Origin of the sequence: Sorangium sp. So ce375 (assembly GCF_051473855.1) — a bacterium.
Classification (GTDB): domain Bacteria; phylum Myxococcota_A; class Polyangia; order Polyangiales; family Polyangiaceae; genus Sorangium.
Map to the genome: position 1 here is coordinate 12,281,566 of NZ_CP150335.1, position 21,368 is coordinate 12,302,933.

The following is a 21,368-nucleotide window of genomic DNA, read 5'->3' on the forward strand; positions in this document are numbered from 1 at the left end:
CTGCGCGCTGGCGGTGCGCAGGTCAGGTCAAGCGCGCGTGTCTTCCCCTCGAGGGGCGCCTCGCCCGCCCTCGCCGCGCGGCCAGCGGCGCCGCAGCTCACCGGCGTACGCGCCGGGGCTCATCCTCGTGAAGGCGCGGAACTCCCGGATGAAGTGCGCCTGATCCGCATAGCCGAGCTCGAAGGCGAGCGCCGTGAGGCTCGCGCCCGGGTCGAGCTCGAGGCGCTCGGTGGCCCGGGAGAAACGGATGAGCCGCGCGAGCACCTTGGGGGACAGGCCAGCGGCCTGCTTGAACTGCCGCTCGAGCTGCCGGACCGACAGCCCGAGCCGCTCGGCGAGCGCGCCGACGCGCGCGCCCCCGTTGCTCGCGTACAGCTCGAGGCCCGCCGCCTCCACCGTGGCGGCGGCCCGGCGGGCCACGCGGCGCCGCGCGAGCAGCCACGCCTCGACCAGCCGGAGCGCCGCGTCGTGGTCGCCGTTCTCGAGGAGCGGGCCGACACGCTGGGAGAGCGCATGCAGACCCGCGCCCACGATCGTGCACCATCCGCGCACGTCGGCCTCGTGCTCGAGCAAGGAGAGGGCGTGCCACGGGTGAAAGCGGACGCCGAGCACGCGCGAGAGGCCCCGGGACACCATCCGGGTGGATTCGTCCCGCGCGCCGATCACGAAGACGCGCGGCAACGGACGCAGGCGTCCATCGCGCCCTTCGAGGCGCGCATCGCCGCAGCTGAAGACGAGATCGATGTTGGCGTCCGGCAGGAGGCAGTGCTCCTCCGTGCTCACCGTATGGTGCTCCTCGTACGAGGAATAACTCTGCACCGCACCGCGCAAAAGGGGGTGTGGCGCATGCTCGCGGTAGCGGACGCCCTCTGACGTCATCCGGGTCCGGTGACTTTGAGAGATGGAGACGCGCAGCGCAAGCGCCGCCGCGGGGCCGGAGGGCCGGCGGCGCGGGGCGCCGCGCTCCGGCCGGCGCGGCGTCGCTGCCGCCGCCCCGGCCGGGGTCACCGCATGCGGAGCGTGTATCTCTCGACCGACCGGTACTGAGGTGGCCAGTCCATGTCGAAGCCCTGCTCCGCGGCGGCGTGCCGGGTCCAGTACGGATCGTAGAGGTGCGCTCGCGCGAGCGCGCAGAGGTCGGCTCTCCCTGCCGCGATGATGCTGTTCACGTCCGCGTAGCTCTGGATGTTGCCCACCGTGATCGTCGGCACGCTGGCTTCCAGCCGCACGAGCTCCGAGAGCGGCGTCTGGAACAGCCTGCCGTGCTCTGGCTTGCTGGACGGGTCCGTCTGCCCTGCCGAGACATGGATGATGTCGGCGCCGTGCTCTCGCAGCATCGTCGAGAGCGCGATGAGGTCGTCCGTCGTGAGCCCGCCCGGCGCCCAGTCGGTCGCGGAGATGCGCACGCTCATCGGCTTCTCCGCCGGCCACGCGGCCCGCACCGCGTCGAACACCTCCAGCGGGTAGCGCATCCGGTTCTCGATCGGACCGCCGTACGCGTCGTCGCGCCGGTTCGTGAGCGGCGAGATGAAGCTCGCGAGCAGGTAGCCGTGCGCGCAGTGCAGCTCGATGAGATCGAACCCGGCCTCGTCCGCCCGCCTCGCGGCCTGCACGAAGTCCGAGGTCACCTGATCCATGTCCCCGCGATCCATCGCCTTCGGGATCTGGCTCTCCGCGAGGTACGGGATGGCGGAGGCGCTGAGCAGCGGCCACGCGCCGCGCTCGAGCGGCACATCCATGCCCTCCCAGAGCAGCTTCGTCGCGCCCTTGCGCCCCGCGTGGGCCAGCTGCACGCCGATCTTGGCCCGGGAGCGCGCGTGGACGAAATCGACCACGCGCCGCCACCCCTCGACGTGGTCGGGGCGATAGAGCCCCGCGCAGCCCGGCGTGATGCGCGCCTCCGCGCTCACGTCGGTCATCTCCGTGATGACGAGCCCGGCCCCTCCGAGCGCCCGGCTGCCCAGGTGGACGAGGTGCCAGTCGTCGATCCGCCCCTCCACGGCCGAGTACTGGCACATCGGCGACACCACGACCCGGTTCTCCAGCACGAGCGATCGCAGCCGGAACGGCGTGAACATCGGGGGCGGCGGCGTCCCGCCTTCGGCGAGGAGGCGCGCCCCCGCTTGCGCCTCCGCCTTGCGCGCGACGTGCGCGTCGACCTCGCGCACGAGCGCCGGGTCGCGCGCCTTCAGGCCCTCGTGGGTCACCCGCAGGCTGCGTGTCAGCAGGCTGAACATGAACTCCACCGGGTCGAGCGCCATGTAGCGCTCGGTGTTCTCGAACCAGAGGAGGCTCACCTGCGCGGCCCGCTGGAGCGCGAGCACCTTGGGCTTGCGCTCCGCCTCGTAGGCGGCGAGCGCCTCGGGCACGCGCGGGTGCCGCTCCAGGCTGTCGACGAGCGCGATCGCGTCCTCGAGCGCGAGCTTCGTCCCCGAGCCGATCGAGAAGTGCGCCGTGTGCGCGGCGTCCCCGAGCAGCACCACGTTGCCTGCGCTCCAGCGCTCGTTATGCACCGTGGGGAAGCTCCGCCAGACGCTCCGGTTCTTGAGCAGCCGGTGTCCCTGGAGCTTCCCGGCGAAGAGCTCCTCGAAGTACGCGATCGTCTCGTCCTCGCTGGCGCCATCGAGGCCCGCCCGCCGGAAGGTCTCCTCCCGGCACTCGACGATGAAGGTCGAGCGCTCCGGCTCGTAGCGGTACGCGTGGACCCGGAAGAGGCCGTGGCGGTTCTCCTCGAAGTAGAAGGTGAAGGCGTCGAAGGGGAACGTCGTGCCGAGCCACACGAACCGGTTCGGGCGGACGTCGATGCGCGGCCCGAACCGGTCGGCGAAGCGCTCGCGGATCCTGCTGTTCACCCCGTCGGCCGCGACCACGAGGTCGCTCCCGGCGAGGGCCTCCTGCGGGTCCGTCACCTCCTCCTCGAAGCGCAGGACGACGCCGAGCTCCCGCGCCCGGTCCCCCAGGATCGCGAGCAGCTTCCGGCGCGAGAGGCCGCTGAATCCGTGCCCCCTCGAGACGAGGACGCGCCCTCCGAAGTGCGCGTGGAGCTCGTCCCAGTGGGCGAGGCTGCTCCGGATCGCGTCGTAGCTCCGGCGATCCGCGTCGGCGAGGCCGTCGAGCGTCGCGTCCGAGAACACGACCCCGAAGCCGAAGGTGTCGTCGGGCCGATTCCGCTCCACCACGACGACCTCGCGCCGCGGGTCCGCTTGCTTGGCCAGGAGGGCGAAATAGAGGCCCGCCGGCCCGCCGCCCACGCATGTGATCCTCACCGCCCTGCTCCTCTGCTCCCGTGTCTGCCCGCGCCGGAGCCTACACGAGAACGCCGAGGTAGAGCGTCGTTCTCGCGAAAATCAAGGGTGGACACCATTGAAGAACGGGATTTCCGGGACTGGCAAGAGCTGGTTCTCAGCGTTGCGTGATCGCGCGCGGCAGCCCTCGCCGTCGCCCGGATCACGCAGCTGGCCGGTGACACACGCGCAAGCGATGAACGCCACACCCGCTTTCATGGAATCTTCAGATCGTCACGAGCATCGGTGTCGCGCTCGACGGCCAGAGCGCGAATGTCGGAGCGCTGGAGCAGACGGGCTCGCCGGACGTGACGATTCCCTACATCGGTTGGCATTGGGGCGGAAAATTGAACGGAGAGACGTGGAGACGGGGAGATTCGGTGGGATTTTGCCCCACCCTCTCTCTGCCTCCCTGTTCAATTCCCTCGGGAAAATTCGAGTGGATGCTTCTGCCGCCTTGAATGCCTCTTCAGGAGTGCCTCCCGCGACCGACGACGGGGGGTTGGTCGGCGGGTGGAAGTAGGGTAAGCGTTGATCAGGAGAGCGATCGTCGGGAATATAGACCGAGCCCCGAGCAGACGCCGGGGCACGCGTACCGCTCTGCTTCAATTATCCTTTAGGCCACGAAGCGGCCCATCGCTGGGATACGTCCCAGCATGCGCCAGGTGCTCTCCACCCGAACGGCTGGTCACTCCATGAGCAAGACAGCGCCGCCCGACACCGATCGATCGGTACCGTTCCTCCGTCGTTCCATCGCGGCGGGCATGTTCGCGATGGGGCTCGTCGGCCTGACGGCGGCTGCCTGCACCGGGCAGCTCGGTGATGGCAGCTCCAGCGACATCGACGAGGGGAGGCCCATCGATCCGACCACCGGCAAGCCGGCCGCATACGACTGCGGCGAGGCCCGGACGAGCCCGAGCGTGCTGCGCCGCCTGTCCAAGGTCGAGGTCCAGCTGACCCTTCAGGATCTGTTCCAGCTCCCCGAGCCGCCCGCGGTGGACAGCATCCCGGAAGACACCGGCCAGGGCGGTTTCCGGACGATCGCCGCCCTCCAGAACGTGTCGGATCAGCACCTGCGCGCCTACCTGGCGATCGCGGAGACGCTCGGGCAGGAGCTCATGGCGGACGAGGCGCGCCGGACATCGGTGCTCGGGTGCGCGCCGGAGGCCGACGATTGCCTCGATCGCTTCGTGCAGCGCTTCGGCAAGCTGGCGTATCGGAGGCCGCTCTCGGCCGAGGAGGCGAGCGATCTGGTCGCGCGGGCGAGCGAGGTCGCGCGGGACAGGGAGGACGCGTTCCGCTTCGTCATCGAGGCGCTGCTCACCTCGCCCAGCTTCCTGTTCAGGATCGAGGTCGGCGCGGTCGGCTCGGCGACGTCGACCTTGACGCCGCTCGAGCTCGCGTCGCGGCTGTCGTTCACGCTGTGGGGCCGGTCCCCGAGCGCAGGGCTGCTCGACAGGGCGGAGGCCGGCGAGCTCGACAGCGACGAGGGCCTCCGCGCGATCGCCGAGGAGATGGTCGAAGACGAGCGGACGCAGGTCTTCTTCAACGCCTTCTTCAAGCAGTGGCTGACCTTCGAGCAGCTCCGCGCGCCGGTCAACCCGGACGCGTCGTTCACGCCCGCCCTGCTCGAGGACATGATCGCCGAGAGCGAGCTCGTCCTCGGCGAGCACGCGTTCACCCCTGACGTCGACTTCTTCGACGCGCTCACCGCGAACCACACGTATGTCACTCCGGCGCTCGGCAAGTTCTACGGCCTCGAGGTGTCGGGGGACGGCGTGAGCCGCGTGGAGTTTCCGGCCGGCCACCACCGGGCGAACACCGGGCTGCTCACGCACGCGAGCCTCATCAGCGCCAAGAACGACGGCGACCTCATCGCCGTGCGTGGCCAGTGGCTCCGGGCGGCCTTCCTCTGCGAGAAGATCTCGATCCCCGCGGGGCTCCTCGAGCAGCTGGAGAGCGAGCTCTCCGGCCTGACCTATCTCCAGGTCCTCGAGAAGCGCAATACCCAGGAAGGGTGCGCTGGTTGCCATGCGCTCATTGATCCAATCGGCGTCGGGTTCGCCCAGTACGACAAGCTGGGGCGGTACGATGAGAGCATCGGTATCGACGAGTTCGGGCTGGAGCCGCGCTTGAAAGGCGCGGCCAACGAGTCGTTCGACTCGCTCGCTGCCCTGGCGGCGGAGCTCCGGCGGAGCCCCGATCTGGCCGCCTGCGTCGCGGAGAAGCTGTTCATTTACACCCAGGGACGCGAGCCAGTGGAGGAGGACCGCTGTGCGATCGACGCCTCCGCGGGGACCTTCACGCAGGACGGCAACCGATTCCGCTCCTTCCTGACCGCCATCGTGCGCTCGCCGGAGTTCCGGCTTCGGAGGGCGCCAGAGTGATGTGCTCGCTTACGGTTCGACCGACGGAAGAGGAGTGTCGCCAGTGAAGATCTCGAGAAGAGCTCTGCTCCGTGGGGCGGGCGTCGCGGTCGCCCTGCCGTTCCTCGACGCGATGCGGCCCCAGCGCGCCAGCGCTGCGCCGGCGGACCCGAAGCGCTTTGTGGCGTTCTTCGTCCCGAACGGCACGGATCCCGGGGCGTGGCACCCGAAGACGGAGGGGCCGCTCTCGGCGGAGGGGCTGCCGCCGTGCCTCGTGGACATGAACGGCTTCGACGCCGAGCGCGAGTGGCCGGCGGGAGACGCGATCTGGCGCGACGTCACGATGGTGTCCGGCGTCGACCACCAGGTGATCTGCTCCGACATCCACAGCCCGGCCATGGCGCTGTGCGCCCACACCGACGGCGGCGGGACGGCCGTCCCGCGCAAGGCCACGCTCGATCAGTACCTCGCCAACCACATCACGGCCGAGACCCCGTTTCGCAACCTCAACCTGTCCCCCACGGGCGACACGGCGGTCACGCAGGGCTTCATCTCGTTCAGGGACGGCGGTCAGGTCGAGGATGCCTTCCGCGATCCGGCGAAGGTGTTCGACACGCTCTTCAGCAACATCGGTAACCCCAGCGAGGAGATGGACGACATCCGGCGGCGCCGCGCCAGCGTCCTCGACTGGGTGAGAGAGGACGCGAGGCGCCTGAACCTGCGCCTCGGCGCGGCGGACCGGGCGCGCGTGGAGCAGCACCTCGAGTCGGTGTTCGAGCTGGAGAAGCAGATCCAGTCCACGACCCAGTCGGGCTGCACCGTCCCCGGCGCGCCCACGAAGGGGCAGAACTTGCACGGCAAGTTCAAGCAGATGATCGATCTCGGGCTGCTCGCCCTCACGTGCGACCTGACGCGGGTGCTCGTCCTGCAGTACTCGAACAGCTGGGGCCTCGACTTCGCCGGGTACGATCTGTCCGACGGCGTGGGGGACTGGAGCGACCACTTCATCTCGCACAAGCTCGGCGACCGCGACCGCGCGACCGACCTCGACGGGCTGCCGCAGGCGGAAGCGATGCGCATCGCGAACGCCCGCGTCGTCCAGACATCGCGGTTCAAGGTGCGCCGCTTCGCCTACCTGCTCAACGCGATGAAGGCCGCCCAGACGGCGACGGGCAACCTGCTCGACGAGTCGCTCGTGCTCTACACGTCCGAGAACGGCGACGGGGACTCCCACGGTCGGACCAACATGCCCATCATGCTCGCCGGACACGTGGGGGGCTTCCAGACAGGCCGCGCCATCAAGGCCAACAAGCCTCCGACCGGCGCGCTCCACTGCTCCATCATCAACTACTTCGGCGTCGAGCTGTCGGAGTACGGCGACCCGGCGAGCGGGCCTATCCCCGGCCTCTGAGCCTCACGCGCCGCGAGGCCTACGCGGCCCGGCGATCGAGGATGATTCGAGGATGATGCCGCGCGGCCGCGGCGGCGTGCCGGTCGATGACCGGGCGTTGCTGCCACCGCGCGTCGGGCCGCCGCGCGCCGGTCCGGGGGCGAGCACCGGCGCTCCCGGGGCGGGTGCCAGCGCTCAACGTTCGATGGGCTCGCCTGCCCGAGGCCGCTGAGCAGCTCGCTCGCCGCGGTCGGGCAGGGGACGTGCATCCAGCCCGAGCAGCGTGACTCCGCGCGGGCAAGAGCGGCACAGCGCTCCGCGCGCGAGGGGGGATGCGCGCCGCGCACGAGCCGCGCGCATCCGCCGGATGTGAGCGACGTGGGTGCCAGAGGAGGGGTGAGGCATGGAATCGCTGGGACGGTACTGGTGGCTGCTGGCCCTTAGGGGTGTGCTCGGGATCCTCTTCGGGGTGTTGTTCTTCGTGTGGCCTCTCCCGTCGATCGCCACGCTCGTCCTGCTGTTCGGCGTGTGGGCGTTGTTCGACGGCTGCGCCGCGTTCGCGTCCGCGATCAGCGGCCGCGGCGGCGTGTATTCCGTGGTCGAGGGCATCTTCGGCGTCGCGATCGCGGTGCTGACGTTCTGGCGGCCCATGATCACCGCGGTCACGCTCTATGGAGTGATCGCTGCGTGGGCCATCGTGATGGGCATCTTCAAGATCGTCAGCGCGGTGAAGCTCCGGCACGTGATCGCCAATGAGCTCTGGCTCGGGCTGAGCGGCGTCGCCTCCGTGATCTTCGGCGTCCTCATGGTGGCGCTCCCGGCGGCCGGCGTGCTGGCGCTCAGCTGGTTCATCGGTGCGTTCGCGATCGCCGAGGGCGTGATGCTCCTCGGGCTCTCGGTGCGCCTGCGCCGCGCGGGGAGCGCGGCCGTGCCGCTGCGCGTCCCCTGACGCCCGGCGGTCGGCGGGGCGCCATGGAGCGGAGTGCGCCCGTCAATCGATCTGCAGGTGGTAGTGCGCGGGCGTCGTCTCCTCGAGCACCAGGACGCCCCCCACCTCGGCGGCGCTCTCGAGGAACGCGCGTTTCTCCTTCGCCGACATGGTCCTGTTGCGCACGTCCACGGCGCCTCTGCGCAGGTGCGCGGAGACGTAGATCCCCCGGTCGATCTGGTCCTGGATGACGGCCTCCATGGCGGCCACCACCTGCTCCGGCGGCTTGCGGGAGTTCGCCTGATACGCCTTCTTGATCTCCTGGACAGCCGCCTTGTTCCGGTAGAGCTGGAGGAGATCCTCGCCGAGCCTGAGCTTCGTGAACATCGCCCTGGCCTGGCGGTTCGCGTCGCGTGTCCCGCTCGTGATCACGAGGTGCTCACGCGTGCGCCGCGCGTACCCCTGGTCGATCCGCTCGAGCTTCGCGGCGATCTTCGCAGGGAGCGTCACGCCCGGGAGCACCTCGTACGGCGGCGGAGCCCACGGCTCCGTGGGCACGGCCTTCCCGAGCGCCGTCAGGGGCGGCAGCTGCGCGCGCCGCTCCTCCTCCTCCGACGGCAGCTCGTCGCACTCGGACCGGGTCGCCGCCGCGGCGGCGCGCGGCGCCGCGCTCGCTGCCCCGGCGGCGTGCGGCGCGCTCGTGGCCCGCGGCGCGGCGCTCGCCGGCGCCGCGGGGGCGCTCGTGCCAGGCGGATCGAGGCCCGGCAGGCCGATGCTGGGCAGATCGATGGCCTCGAGCCGATCCGTACATCCGGCCGCGAATAGCAGCGCCGCGGCGAGGGCGCGCAGGCGGCGCGGCGGCTCCAGGGAGCGTTCCTGTGCGGCTGCTCGGCGTGTCGGAGGCGTCGGCAAAGCCGGGCCAGCGTGCCATGGCGCGTGGCGCGGGCGAAAAAAACGGCGGCGCGCGGCGCCGGCCATCTCGACGCGCGGGGCCTCCCATCGGCTACACACCTTCCCATGCCCCATGCTCCCCTGACCGGCCGTACCGCTCTCGTGACCGGCGCCGGCACCCGCCTCGGCGCCGCGACGGCCCGCGCGCTCGCGGCCGCCGGCGCCGACCTGGCCGTCCACTACGCCACGAGCGGCGCCGGCGCGGACCTCGTCGTCGACGAGGCGCGCTCCCTCGGCCGTCGCGCCGCCGCGTTCCAGGCGGATCTCTACGACCGGGAGGCGGTCGCCGCGCTCGCTCGCGCGGTGCTCGACTGGTCGTCCGGCCGGCTCGATCTCCTGGTCCACAACGCGGCGAACTTCGATCGGGTCCCGCCGGCCGAGCTCTCCGCCGACGCGTGGGATCGCGCCATGGCGCTCAACGCGACCGCGCCGTACCTGCTCACGCTCGAGCTCGCCCCGGCGCTCCGCGCCTGCCGCGGCAGCGTCGTCGCGGTGGTCTGCGTGAGCGCCGAGCGCCCGTGGAGGAATTACATCCCTTACTCCGTATCGAAGGCCGCGCTCGCGCACCTGGTCCGCGGCCTCGCCGTGGGGCTGGCGCCGGACGTGCGCGTCAACGGCGTCGCACCCGGGACGGTCCTGCCGCCGTCCTCCTACGACGAGGCCACGCTCGCTCGCATCCGCGAGAGGATCCCGCTCCAGCGTATCGGCGAGGCGGAAGACGTCGCCCGCGCCGTGGTGTTCCTTGCTGAAAACGACTTCGTCACCGGCCAGATCCTCGCCGTCGACGGCGGCGCCTCGGTCGCGTGACGCGCTGCCTGCCCGCACGGGTCGATGCGCGTGAGCGTGAAGGGCGCGCTTTGCCTTGAACGACCGCGCCCGATCGACCCATAGTTCGGGCCTCATGAGCCACACGCCCGAGACCAGCGCCGCCCCCCTCCCGGCAGATCCTGCCCACAGCGCGCCCACCGGCAGCGGCCCGGCCGAGGCGCCCGCGGCTGCGGTTGCCGGCGCCGAGGCCAAGCCGGCGAGCCACGACTCGACGCTGCCGGAGGCGCTGATCGCGTTCATGCTGGAGCGCTGGGCGCCGGCGTCCAGCGAGCTCCCTCGGCCGATCGCGCACGCGGACGTGTTCGCTGCCCGCCGCCGCGCCCTGTCGAAGCTCTTCCCGGCGGAGACGCTCATCATCCCGACGGGGCACGAGAAGGTGCGTGCCAACGACACACACTACCGCTTTCGTCCGGGCTCGGACTTCTTCTACCTGACGGGCAACCTCGAGCCTGACTGCGTGCTCGTGCTGCAGCCGCAGGAGGGGGGCGGGCACCGGGACATCCTCTTCGTCGAGCCGAACCCCGGGCGCAGCGACAAGACGTTCTTCACCGATCGCGCGAAGGGCGAGCTCTGGGTGGGCCCTCGCCTCGGCGTCGAGCAGAGCCGCGCGCACTTCGGCGTCGACGAGTGCCGCGGGCTCTCCGAGCTGGACGCGTACCTGAGCGGTCTCGTCGGCACGGTGACGCGCCCCCACCGCGCGCTCCGCGGCATGTCGGAGCGCGTCGACAAGGCCCTCGCCAAGCACGATCGCGACAAGCAGCTCGGCGAGGCGCTCTCGGAGATGCGCCTCCTCAAGGACGCCCTCGAGGTGCAGGAGCTCGAGGCGGTCGTCGCGTCGACGAAGCGGGGCTTCGAGGACGTCATCCGCGCGCTCCCACGCGCGCGGAGCGAGCGAGAGGTGGAGGGCACCTTCAACCTGCGCGCCCGGGTCGAGGGCAACGACGTCGGCTACGGGACCATCGCGGCGTCGGGCCACCACGCGTGCATCCTGCACTGGACGAGGAACGACGGCGCGCTCGAGCCGGGCAAGCTCCTCCTTGTCGACGCAGGCGTCGAGGGCAACGCGCTCTACACGGCCGACATCACCCGGACCCTGCCGATCAACGGGAAGTTCTCCCAGGAGCAGCGCGAGATCTACGAGCTCGTGCTCGAGGCGCAGGAGGCGGCGATCCGCGAGGTGAAGCCGGGCAACGACTTCATGGAGCCGAACCGCACGGCGATGCGGGTGCTCGCCCGGGGGCTCGAGCGGCTCGGCATCCTCCATGTCTCCGCCGAGGAGGCGCTCAAGGACGACAAGCAGCTCTACCGCCGGTATTCGCTCCACAACGTGAGCCACATGCTGGGCCTCGACGTGCACGACTGCGCGCAGGCGCGGCAGCAGGTCTACAAGTTCGGCAAGCTCAAGCCGGGCATGGTGCTCACGGTCGAGCCGGGCCTGTATTTCCAGCTCGACGACGAGACCGTCCCGGTCAGGTACCGCGGCATCGGGGTGCGCATCGAGGACGACATCCTCGTCACGGAGACGGGGCATCGGAACCTGTCGAGCGATATCCCAAGCTCCGTGAGCGACGTCGAAGCGTGGATGGCGGGACTCTGGGCCACGCCGAAGTGAGCTGAACGGCGGGCGGGGGACCGGCCCACGGAACGCGCAGGAGGGCGCCCTGAGAGGCAGGGGCCGCCGGTGGCGGGTGGAGCCGCGCGGGAGGGCGGCGGGGGTCCCCCCACAAACTCGCGCCTTTTGGGGGGCTATTGCCATACATGAGGGTGGGGTGGGGCTGGGGGCGACTCGCTCCGATGCGGGCCGGCGCTCGGGTTTGTGGGGCCCACCCCCGCCGCCCTCCCGCGCGGCTCCACCCGCCACCGGCGGCTCCTTCGGGAGGCCGGTCGGGCGAGCTCGGCCTTGTGACGGTGTCTTGTGGTTCCAGGAAGTCCGCGGTCGCGGATGTCGGTTGATGCCATCCGGACACGACGACAGATGTGAGCGGGGGCTGGCGCACGGACGCAACGGGCTCGGTGCGAGACGCCAGAGCGATGGCTGCTCGCGGGCGGCGGCGCTACCCTGCCGATGAGGAGACCCGCATGCACAAGTCTCGCCTTCAGCGTTGGCCAGGGACCGCTCATCTCCCAACCGGACGCGCGCTCGCGACGTCGCTGCTCGCCGCGACCGCGCTGGTCGCCGCGTCGGGCACGGCCGTGGCCGACGACGGGAACGGCCGTGGCGCAGGGGCCGTCCTCGCGGCGCGCTCGCCGGGGATGCTCGAGCCCCGCCTTCCCGACTACGTCAATCCCGCGCTGCCCGTCGACGTCGGCCCGTCGCGGAACGGCCTGAACATCCTGCATGAGCCGGTCGCGACCGCGGGCGAGCCGCTGCACGGCATGACCTCCGAGCTCGACGAGACCAGCTACGACATCCCCGGGCAGATCGTCGTCGACGCGCGCGACGACCTCGACGACGCGTCGCTCGCGGACCTCGTGCGCGACTTCTCGCTGCGCGTGATCCCGACGGCGCTCGCCTCCGAGACCCGGATCCAGATCGCCACGGTGGACGGGCCGGTCAGCGCCACGCTCGAGCGGCTCGCGCACGATCCACGGGTCGAGGCGGCGGAGCCGCTCGCCTGGGTGCGCGCTTCGTTCGTCGCGAACGACCCGCTGCTGAAGGACCAGTGGCACATGGCGCGCGTGGGCGCCGAGCGCGCGTGGGACTTCGCCTCCGGCCGCGGCGTCACCGTCGCCGTGGTCGACACGGGCATCGCGTGCGAGGACTACGGGCCCTTCAAGAAGGGGACCGACCTGGCCTCGACCGAGTGCGTGGAGGGATGGAACTTCATCACAAAGACGACCCACGCGAACGACGACCAGGGACACGGCACGCACGTCGCGGGCACGATCGCGCAGTCGACAAACAACGGCCTCGGCGCCGCGGGGCTCGCGTTCCACGCGCGGCTGATGCCGGTCAAGGTGCTGAACGAGAGCGGCTGGGGCACGACCGCCGACGTGGCCGACGGCATCCGATGGGCCGCGGAGCACGGCGCCCACGTCATCAACCTGAGCCTCGGCGGCCCGCGCAACTCCAAGGTGCTCCAGAGCGCGATCGACGACGCGATCGCGCATGGCGCGGTCGTCGTCGCGGCGGCCGGAAACACGGGCGGGCGCGTGCAGTTCCCGGGCGCGTCCGATGGCGTCATCGGCGTGAGCGCCACCGACGCGAACGACAAGATCGCGAGGTTCTCCTCGCGCGGCCAGGGCGTCGACGTCGCGGCCCCCGGGGTGAACGTCACCCAGCAGACCATCTGCAACCGCGGTCGCGACAGTTGCCAGAATTACTCCGCGTACAGCGGCACCTCGATGGCCGCGCCCCACGTGGCCGGCGCGGCGGCGCTGCTCGTGAGCCTCGGCGTGTCGGAGCCGCGCGCGGTCGAGGACGCGATCCGCGCAGGCGCGCGCGTCGTCGACGACTCCGACAGCGGCAAGCTCCTCTACGGGGCCGGCGTCCTCGACGCCGCGAGCTCGGTCGCGCGCGTGACGCAGAGCCACATCGTCGTGCGGCTGCTCTCGCTGCTGGTGCTCGCGATGTGGGTCGCGCGCCGCGCCCGCAAGAAGGACGCGAGCGCCACGAGCCCGTGGAGGGCGAGCTTCCTCCTCCCGGCGCTGGCGGCAGGGCCGGGGCTGTTCTTCTTCGCGCCGTGGCTCTTGCCGCGCGTGGATCTCGCCGTCGACGTGCTGGCCCGGCCGATCGCCGACCTCGACCTGCTGATGGGCGCGTCGGTCCACCGCTGGCTGCCGCTCGCCAACGCGCTCGTTCCGGCGGGCCTCACCGCGATATTCTTCGGCGTGAAGAGGCTCCGGCCAGCGATCGCGGGCTTCGCCGTGGGCACGGCGGCTTACCTCACCTCGGTCGTCCTGCTCGGTGAGGCCGCCGGCCCCTTCGGCCGGATGGCCCTCGTCGTATGGTGCGCGGTCAACGCCGCAGCCTGCCTCTGGATCGCCCGGACGAACCTGTCCACGCGCTGAGCGCTCCCGCAGCGCCCGCTTCGCGGCCGGGTGGAGCGCCCGGTCGTCATGACCACCCTGCAAAAACGAGCTAGGATGCCGGCAATGCGGCCCGGCACCCTGCTCCTACCTTTCACGCTGCTCCTCGGAGCGTGCGGCGGATCCTCCAGCGAGACGCCGTGGCCAGCCGAGCCCCGGGGGCCCGCGCTCGGTCCCACGGACGAGGCGTCGCCGGACGGTCCGGCCGACCCGAACGCGAGCCCTGAAGGCGCGGGCGAGGGGTCCGCGGACCAGGCCGACGCCGGCCGCTGAACCGGCGGAGGATGGCATGGCGGACATCGGGACGGCAGGCGCGCAGCGGAGGGCCTGGCTCTCCGCCGCGCTGCTCTCCGTCGCGCTGCTCGTCGTGCCGTTCCTCGGCTGGTTGCTGCTGCCGCGCCCCGGCCCCGTGATGCCAGCCCGGCGCGAGCCGGCCGCGGCGCTGCTCCCCCCACCGCCGCAGCCGGAGCTCACGGCGCCGCGCGAGGTCGAGACGCCGCCGACGCCGCCGACTACGACGACGCCGCCACCGCCGCCGCGCGAGGTCACGGCCGCGAGCGTGGGGCCGGTCCGCGGCGTCGTGCTCGATCCGGAGGGCCACCCCAGCGCCGGCGCCGTGGTCAGCTGCCGCGAACCGCCAGGCATATCGGCCGGCGCCGACGCCGACGGGCGCTTCGAGCTGCCGCACGAGGCCGACGGCTGCACCGCCACCGCGGCGCAGCAGCCGTACGGCGACGCCGAGCCGACGCGCGTCGCCGCGGACCGCGACAACGTCCTTCGCCTGCTCGCCGCGGGCGCGATCGTGGGCGAGGTCGTGGATCCATCGGGCAGGCCCATCGAGGCGTATCTCCTGGCGATCGAGTCGTTCACGCCGGCCGGGTCCGGCGCACACGCGAACGTGAACGGCCGCGCGCGCAAGGTGTCGGATCCGGGCGGCGCGTTCCGGTTGGATGCGCTCGCGCCGGGCCGCTACGTGCTGACGGCGAGCTCGGACGGACGCCCGCCTGCGCGGAGCCGGGCCGTCGACGTCCAGGCGGGCCGCGCCGCCGAGCGCGTGCGGATCGTGCTGCCGCAGGGCGCGACGCTGAGGGGCAGGGTCGTCGACGCCGCGTCGCGCGCGCCGGTCGTCGAGGCCCAGATCGAGCTCGACTCCGCGACCTCGTCGGGCGCGAACGCGATCTCGCTCGCGCTCACCGACGCGAACGGCGACTACGAGCTCGAAGGCGTGCCGGCGAGCGGCCCGTTCTCGGTGCGCGTGCGCCACCAGCAGTACATGGCCAAGATCGTGTCCGGCCTCGACGCGCGCGGCGCGCGGTCGACGCGCGTCGACGTCGAGCTCCGCCAGCTGGACGACGGCGGGGCGCGCGAGGAGCTCACGGGCATCGGCGCGATGCTCTCGCTCTCCTCGGGCCGCGTGATCATCGCGGGCGTCGTCGAGGGAGGACCCGCCGCGTCCGCCGGGCTCATGGGTGGCGACGTCATCGCCCGCATCGACGGTCGATCCACGGCGGAGCTAGAGCTCGCCGACTGCATCCAGCGCCTCCGCGGCCCGGCGGGGACGGTCGTCACCGTCGGCGTGGAGCGGGAGGGGCGCACCCTCGACATGACGATCCGGCGCGACGTCGTGGTTCGGTGAACGGCCGCGCGCCGAGGTGCTAAGGGTGCGTCCATGTCCTCGCGCCCTACCGCGCTTCCCCCGGCCGGAGCTCCGGACGTCCTCTACCTCGTCGACCTGTCCGGCTACGTCTTCCGCGCCTACCACGCGATCAGCCCCCTCTCGAGCCCGAGCGGCGAGCCGACCCACGCGACGTACGGCACCGTCGCGATGCTCACGAAGCTCGTGGACGAGCGGAAGCCCGCGTACCTGGGCGTGGCGATGGACTCGCCGGGCAAGACGTTCCGCGACGATCTCGATCCTCGCTACAAGGCGCACCGGCCCCCGCCGCCGCCCGACCTCGGCGTGCAGATGAGCCGGTGCCGGGAGATCGTCGAGGCGTACCGCATCCCGATCTTCATCCAGGAGGGGCTCGAGGCGGACGATCTCGTCGCCGTCGCCGTCGCGCGGGCCAAGGAGCGCGGGCTGCGCGTCGTCATCGCGTCGAGCGACAAGGATCTCATGCAGCTCGTCGACGGCGAGCAGGTGATGCTCTGGGACGCGATGCGCGACAAGGTCTACGGGCACCCCGAGGTCGTCGCGAAGTTCGGGGTTCCGCCGGAGCAGGTGCGCGATCTGCTCGCGCTCGTCGGCGACAGCTCGGACAACGTCCCCGGCGTCCCCGGCGTGGGCTTGAAGACGGCCGCCGAGCTGCTCGCGCAGTTCGGCTCGCTGTCGGCGATCTACGAGCGCCTCGACGAGGTCAAGAAGCCTCGCATCCGGGAGTCGCTCCAGCAGAACGAGGCCGACGCGCGCCTCTCGCAGAAGCTCGTGACGCTCGACGGCGGCGCGCCCGTATCGCTCGATCTCGAGACGCTGCGCTACGGCGGCGCGGACACCGGCAGGCTCCGGGAGCTCTTCACGGAGCTCGGCTTCTCGCGCTTCCTGAAGGCGGTCCGCGCGCCAGAGCCGACCGCGCGCGCGGCGACCTACCGGGTCCTCACGACGCGTGAGGAGCTGGAGGGCTTCGCCAGGTCGGCGCGCGCGGCGGGGCGCCTCGCCCTCGACGTGCTGGCGACGAGCCGCGAGCCGATGAGCGCTCACGTCTGCGGCGTCGCGCTCGCCTGCGAGCCGGGGCAAGCCGTGTACGTCCCGCTGGGCCACCGGTACCTCGGCGCGCCGGCCCAGCTCTCGATGAGCGACATCGACGCGGTGATGGGCCCGCTGTTCGCCGACCCCGAGCTCCCGAAGGTCGGTCACGACGTCAAGTTCTGCGAGGTGATCCTCCTGCGGCACCGCATCGGGCTCGTGGGCGTCGCCTTCGACACGATGCTCGCGAGCTACCTGCTCGATCCCGAGGGGAAGAACCAGATCCACGAGCTCGCCGAGCGCGAGCTCGGCGCCAAGATGCAGACCCTCGACGAGGTGGCCCCGAAGCGCCGCGGGCAGGCGCAGCGCGCCCTCGACGAGATCGAGCTCGGCGAGGCCTCGAGCTACGGGGCCGCGTTCGCCGACGTCGCGCTCACCCTCACCGACCGGCTGCGCCCGCGGCTCCGCACGGAGCGGCTCGAGGACCTGCTCGTGCAGATCGAGCTTCCGCTCTCCGCCGTGCTCGCGGAGATGGAGCTCACGGGCGTGCTTGTCGACCCGCAGGCGCTCGCGCAGCTCGGCGCGCAGATGACGACCGAGCTCGCCGCGCTGGAGCAGAAGGCGCGCGAGATCGTGGGGCACGACATCAACCTGGCGTCGCCGAAGCAGCTCGAGGCGGTCCTGTTCGATGAGCTCAAGCTGCGCTCCCAGCGCAAGACCAAGACCGGCCGCTCGACCGACGCCGACGTGCTCGAGGCGCTCTCGGAGGATCACCCCTTCCCCGGGGTGGTCCTGGAGCACCGCGCCATCGCCAAGCTCAAGGGGACGTACGTCGACGCGCTGCCGCGCCTCGTGCACCCGGGCACGGGCCGGATCCACACGCGCTGGAGCCAGGCCGTGGCCGCGACCGGTCGGCTCTCGTCGCAGGACCCGAACCTGCAGAACATCCCGATCCGCACGGAGCTCGGCCGGATGATCCGGCGCGCGTTCGTCGCGCCGCCCGGGAGCGTCATCGTGAGCGCCGACTACTCCCAGATCGAGCTGCGCGTCCTCGCGCACCTCTCGAAGGATCCGGTGCTCGTCGACGCCTTCCGCACCGGGCAAGACGTGCACGTGCGCACGGCGATGGAGATCTTCGGCGTGGACGAGGCAGGGGTCACCGACGAGATGCGCCGCCGGAGCAAGACGATCAACTTCGGCGTGATCTACGGGATGGGCGAGTCGGCGCTCGCCAAGCGGCTCGACATCTCGCGCGCGGAGGCGGCGCGCTTCATCGACGCGTACTTTGCGCGCTACCGCGGCGTGCACGAGTTCATGGAGGGGACGATGGCGGAGGCGAAGCGCTCCGAGTCGGTGCGGACGCTGCTCGGCCGGCGCCGCTTGCTCCCGGATCTGCGCAGCAGCGACCGCATGCGCCGCGCTCAGGCGGAGCGCATCGCGCAGAACACCCCCATCCAGGGGACGGCGGCGGATCTCCTGAAGCTCGCGATGGTGCGCGTCCCGCGCCCCGTCGTCCCCGGCGCGCGCATGGTGCTCACGGTGCACGACGAGCTCGCGTTCGAGGTGCCGGCCGACGCGGTGGACGAGGCCAAGGCGAAGGTACGCGAGGCGATGGAGTCGGTCTTCCCCCTCGACGTCCCGCTCGTCGTCGACATCGGCCACGGACCCACCTGGGCCGACGCTCATTGAGGGGCGGGCACCCGCTTCGGATACGGGGCCATCTCGGCGTTTTCGGTGCTCGGCGTACAGGAGTACGCCTCCGCGCCGAAAACGCCGATCTGGACCCGTCTCCTGTGCGGGTGCTCGCCCGCTGGCGTCGTCGGGGGGAGAGGGGGCGGAGCCGCGCTCTCCGTGGCCGTGACGGCGAGGGTGGAACGGCAGCGAGGGGCGGCAGCGGGGGCCTGGGGACAAAACGACGACGCCCGCTGCACCTTGCGGTGAGCGGGGCGTACGTGCGGAAGGGGTGTTCTCAGCTCGCGGCGGTCTTGGCAGCGACGCTCGCCTTGTGAAGGGCGAGGGCGAGGCGGCTCTTCACACGCGACGCGCGCTTGGCCGGGATCGTCCCCTTCGACGCGGCGCGATCGAGCGCGCTCACGGCGGCGGTCACCTGCGCGGCGGACTCTTGCGGGACGCCCTTCAGCGCGGTGCGCGCCTTCTTGACGGTCGTGCGGAGCTCCGACTTGGCGGCGCGATTGCGCTCGGTCCTCGTGATGCGCTGGCGGTTGCGCTTGTCGGCGGATGCGTGATTGGCCATGAGAAAAGCTCTCCTACTTCTTCGCCTGCGCCTCGGCGGGCGTGGCAGCGCGCAGGGCGTCCGGCGCGTTCTGATCGTAACCCGCCGGATGGATCGGGAACTTGGGGGTGCCGTGAGCGCGCTCGGAGCGCTTGCGGCGGGTGCCCGCAGTGCGCGCCTTGCGCCGACGGATGCGCTGTGTTTGCTGAGTCGCGGAAACCATGGGGGCGCGAATTCTACCCACGGAGGGGGGCGTGTCAACCGGGAGGTTTGGGCTGCCCTTTGTGAGGCCTGGATGAGGCTCGGGTTAGGGCCGGATCGTCGCGCTGACCGAGAAGGAAGGCTTGGAGAAAGGTCCCACGTTGGCGCCCTTGAGCGCGGACTGCACGCAGCTCGACTGGCCGTTCGACGCCGCCCACCCGCTGACGTTGACCTTGCTCACCTGGCCCGTCGACGAGAACGTGATCTGCGCGCGCGACACGTCGTCCGCGCCCGCAACACACGCCTTCGCGCCGCCCATGACCGAGCCGAGCGCGGCCTGGACCGAGCCCTGCGACGGCTGCTCGGGGATGTTCTGCTGCCGGAGCGGACCCGACGCCGGTACCGGCGCCTCGGATACCACCGATGGCTGGCGCTCCCCGTTCTCGCCCACGGCTGCCTGCATCGCCGAAGGGAGGTCCCCCGACTTGCCCGCCGCTGCCGGCGCGGCCGCGATCTTTCCCTGCTCGGGCTTCGGCGACACGACGGGCGCGGCCGGTGCCTCGGCGGCCGTCGGCGCAGGCGCGACGGGGGCGGCTGGCGCCTTGGGCGCCGCGGCGACCTTCTCCTCCGCATGGACGGGTTGCTCGACGACAACGCTCTCCGCCGGCGCGGCGGCAACCGGGGCCGCCGGCTCGATCCGCGTGTCGTCACGCGGCGCGGCGGGCGCCGCGACGGTGGTCGGCGCGGGCGACGCCGTGGCCGCGATCTCCTGCTGCGGCGGAGCCGTCGTCTTCACCATGACCGTGACCGCCGCGGCCAGGCCCAGCGCTGCGATAGCCGCGCCGGCGATCACACCGCCAGATCGCTTTTTCGCTGGCGCCTGGGCGACGGGCGCGGCCGGAGCGCGGCGTATCCTCGCGGGCATCTCCGCTGCGGCCCTCTCGTCCCCGAGCCGATCGGCCGTGTCGGGCTGCGCCTTCTCCGAGGCCGCCGTCTCCGGAGGCACCGACGCGCTGAGCCGGTTCAGATCGATGACGCCGGAGTCCTCGAACGTCCCCTCCGTCGACCGAAGAGACGGCGACGACGCGCGCGCGCCGCCGGAGAGCGAGCCGCGCCCCGGCAGCGGGGACACACGCCCCGGCGGCGCCGAGCTGCGCCCCGAGGGCGGCAGCGGCGTGGTCAGCGCGCCGCGCCCGGACGGCAGCGGCGTCGAGAGCGCAGAGCCGCTCACCCCGGGCACACCGCCAGCGCGCCCCGGCGCCTGACTGACCCGCTCGGCGATCTCCTTCAGCGACTGACGTCTCTTCTCGGGCGGCCGTGAAGCCGTTCCGCCCGACAGGCTCGCTTCAGACTTCGAGGCCCTGCCTGCTCGTGATCCGTCCGCCATGGTGCTGTGTTCTCCTGATGCGCGTGCTTCGCGCGGAAGGTCCCCCGCCTGCTCCTCGCCTGGCGCTGCGGTGAGGTCGGGGGGAGCCAGGAGATCGGCCACCGTGGCGGTGTCCTCCGATCGCCGGGAGAGGGCGGCCTCGACGATGTGAGCTGCCCGCGCCTCCCACACCTCCTCGTCGTTCGTCGAGGGCGCGGGGGCAGGCCAATCGTTGAGCATCCCGTCGAGGTCGAGCTTGCTGGTGACGTTCATTCGGCGTCCCCTCCGAAACCGCGCTCCGCGAGGTACGCACGGAGCTTGCGGCGCGCCTCGTGGACGCGCCAGGCGACTGTTCCTTCTGGACAACCCAGGATTCTGGACGCGTCCTCGTGGGGCACGCCGTCGATGCACACGAGGATGAGCGTCGTCCGAAGCGTGTCCGAGAGCGTGTCGATGCCGTCGCAGAGCGCGGCCGCGAGCTCGCGCCGCTGGGTCGACGCGGCCGGATCGACGCCGTGGCTCGGGCGCGTCTCGAGCAGCAGCGCCTCGATCCTCGGATCGTCCGCGGGGGTCGAGTTCTTGCTCGGCTTGCGGGCCCGGATCATGTTGAGGGAGAGGTTCACGGCGATCCGGTAGAGCCAGGTGAAGGGCTCGCTGCGGCCGTCGAACCGGTCGAGCGCCTGGTAGGCCCGGACGAAGGTCTCCTGCGTCACGTCCTCTGCCTCCGCGCCCGAGCGGACAAGGTGGAACGCCAGCCGGAAGATGCGCTTCTGATATCGACGAACCAGCACCCCGAACGCCTGGGCATCTCCGCTCCGGGCTTGATCGACGAGCTCACGATCGGTGGGTTTGGCCATCCTAGCCGCCTCGGGGTGCGAGTTGTCTCCCGCGCACGGACGACAGCGCAGCCGCGAACACCTCCCCGCGACGGCCGCTGACCGTCTCGGCGAGAGAAGCCCCTCGCGGCGAGCCCCGCTTCGCGAAGGCGAAGCCGGGCGATGAGGAGGCAAGTTCCACGTTCAGGCGCGCGAAGATAGCCGAACACTTCTCTTAGGACAAACCATGCGCCCGGAGCTTGGGCGCCCTGTTGCCTCGTCGACCGGCGGCCG

At 71.7% G+C, this 21,368-nt stretch carries 16 protein-coding genes; 9 read left to right on the forward strand and 7 right to left on the reverse strand.

From position 1 onward, the window contains the following. Positions 1–27: 27 nt before the first annotated feature. Both WME90_RS45625 and WME90_RS45630 read right to left on the reverse strand, forming a co-directional pair. The gene (locus WME90_RS45625; protein WP_437278386.1) at positions 28–879 is read right to left on the reverse strand and encodes a helix-turn-helix domain-containing protein; all 852 of its coding nucleotides are present in this window, start codon (positions 877–879) and stop codon (positions 28–30) included. Between the two features lie 125 nt (positions 880–1,004). Further along, positions 1,005–3,266: a bifunctional salicylyl-CoA 5-hydroxylase/oxidoreductase gene (locus WME90_RS45630; RefSeq protein WP_437278387.1), complete on the reverse strand. Its 2,262-nt coding sequence runs from the start codon at positions 3,264–3,266 to the stop codon at positions 1,005–1,007. 713 nt (positions 3,267–3,979) lie between these two features. Here WME90_RS45630 and WME90_RS45635 point away from each other — a divergent pair. The 3 genes from WME90_RS45635 to WME90_RS45645 all read left to right on the forward strand — a co-directional run bounded on the left by WME90_RS45635 (position 3,980) and on the right by WME90_RS45645 (position 7,989). Then, the gene (locus WME90_RS45635) at positions 3,980–5,671 is read left to right on the forward strand and encodes a DUF1592 domain-containing protein (protein ID WP_437278388.1); all 1,692 of its coding nucleotides are present in this window, start codon (positions 3,980–3,982) and stop codon (positions 5,669–5,671) included. Between the two features lie 43 nt (positions 5,672–5,714). Then, complete coding sequence (locus WME90_RS45640) at positions 5,715–7,061, forward strand: DUF1552 domain-containing protein (protein WP_437278389.1); 1,347 nt, start codon at positions 5,715–5,717, stop codon at positions 7,059–7,061. A 382-nt stretch (positions 7,062–7,443) separates the two neighbouring features. Further along, complete coding sequence (locus WME90_RS45645; RefSeq protein WP_437278390.1) at positions 7,444–7,989, forward strand: HdeD family acid-resistance protein; 546 nt, start codon at positions 7,444–7,446, stop codon at positions 7,987–7,989. Positions 7,990–8,031: 42 nt separating this feature from the next. On the opposite strand, the gene WME90_RS45650 is transcribed toward WME90_RS45645, so the two are convergent. Beyond that, positions 8,032–8,880 carry a hypothetical protein gene (locus tag WME90_RS45650; RefSeq protein WP_437278391.1) on the reverse strand — a complete coding sequence of 283 codons (849 nt, stop codon included), beginning with the start codon at positions 8,878–8,880 and terminating at the stop codon, positions 8,032–8,034. A gap of 105 nt (positions 8,881–8,985) precedes the next feature. Here WME90_RS45650 and WME90_RS45655 point away from each other — a divergent pair, with 105 nt between their 5' ends. The 6 genes from WME90_RS45655 (at position 8,986) to polA (ending at position 18,148) form a co-directional block, all read left to right on the forward strand. Continuing rightward, entirely contained in the window at positions 8,986–9,726 is a 741-nt protein-coding gene (locus tag WME90_RS45655; RefSeq protein ID WP_437278392.1) for an SDR family oxidoreductase, read from the forward strand. Between the two features lie 94 nt (positions 9,727–9,820). Next, positions 9,821–11,359, forward strand: coding sequence for an aminopeptidase P family protein (locus tag WME90_RS45660; protein WP_437278393.1), 1,539 nt, complete (start codon positions 9,821–9,823; stop codon positions 11,357–11,359). A gap of 467 nt (positions 11,360–11,826) precedes the next feature. After that, positions 11,827–13,758 (forward strand): S8 family serine peptidase, encoded by a 1,932-nt coding sequence (locus tag WME90_RS45665; protein WP_437278394.1) that lies wholly within the window; start codon positions 11,827–11,829, stop codon positions 13,756–13,758. A gap of 84 nt (positions 13,759–13,842) precedes the next feature. Further along, a complete protein-coding gene (locus WME90_RS45670; RefSeq protein ID WP_437278395.1) occupies positions 13,843–14,049 on the forward strand; it encodes a hypothetical protein in 207 nt (68 codons plus the stop codon). Between the two features lie 16 nt (positions 14,050–14,065). Further along, positions 14,066–15,412: a carboxypeptidase regulatory-like domain-containing protein gene (locus WME90_RS45675; RefSeq protein ID WP_437278396.1), complete on the forward strand. Its 1,347-nt coding sequence runs from the start codon at positions 14,066–14,068 to the stop codon at positions 15,410–15,412. A gap of 33 nt (positions 15,413–15,445) precedes the next feature. Continuing rightward, positions 15,446–18,148, forward strand: a complete 2,703-nt coding sequence (gene polA, locus WME90_RS45680) for a DNA polymerase I (RefSeq protein WP_437278397.1) — start codon at positions 15,446–15,448, stop codon at positions 18,146–18,148. A gap of 280 nt (positions 18,149–18,428) precedes the next feature. Here polA and rpsT read toward each other — a convergent pair whose 3' ends face one another. The 4 genes from rpsT to WME90_RS45700 form a co-directional block, all read right to left on the reverse strand. Next, entirely contained in the window at positions 18,429–18,713 is a 285-nt protein-coding gene (gene rpsT, locus WME90_RS45685; protein WP_437278398.1) for a 30S ribosomal protein S20, read from the reverse strand. Positions 18,714–18,726: 13 nt separating this feature from the next. Continuing rightward, the gene (locus WME90_RS45690) at positions 18,727–18,915 is read right to left on the reverse strand and encodes a hypothetical protein (RefSeq protein ID WP_437278399.1); all 189 of its coding nucleotides are present in this window, start codon (positions 18,913–18,915) and stop codon (positions 18,727–18,729) included. 84 nt (positions 18,916–18,999) lie between these two features. Then, on the reverse strand, positions 19,000–20,532 hold the full coding sequence (locus WME90_RS45695; RefSeq protein WP_437278400.1) for a hypothetical protein: 1,533 nt from the start codon (positions 20,530–20,532) through the stop codon (positions 19,000–19,002). Beyond that, positions 20,529–21,116, reverse strand: a complete 588-nt coding sequence (locus WME90_RS45700) for an RNA polymerase sigma factor (RefSeq protein WP_272096404.1) — start codon at positions 21,114–21,116, stop codon at positions 20,529–20,531. Before WME90_RS45700 ends, WME90_RS45695 begins: the two co-directional genes overlap by 4 nt. Positions 21,117–21,368 lie beyond the last annotated feature (252 nt).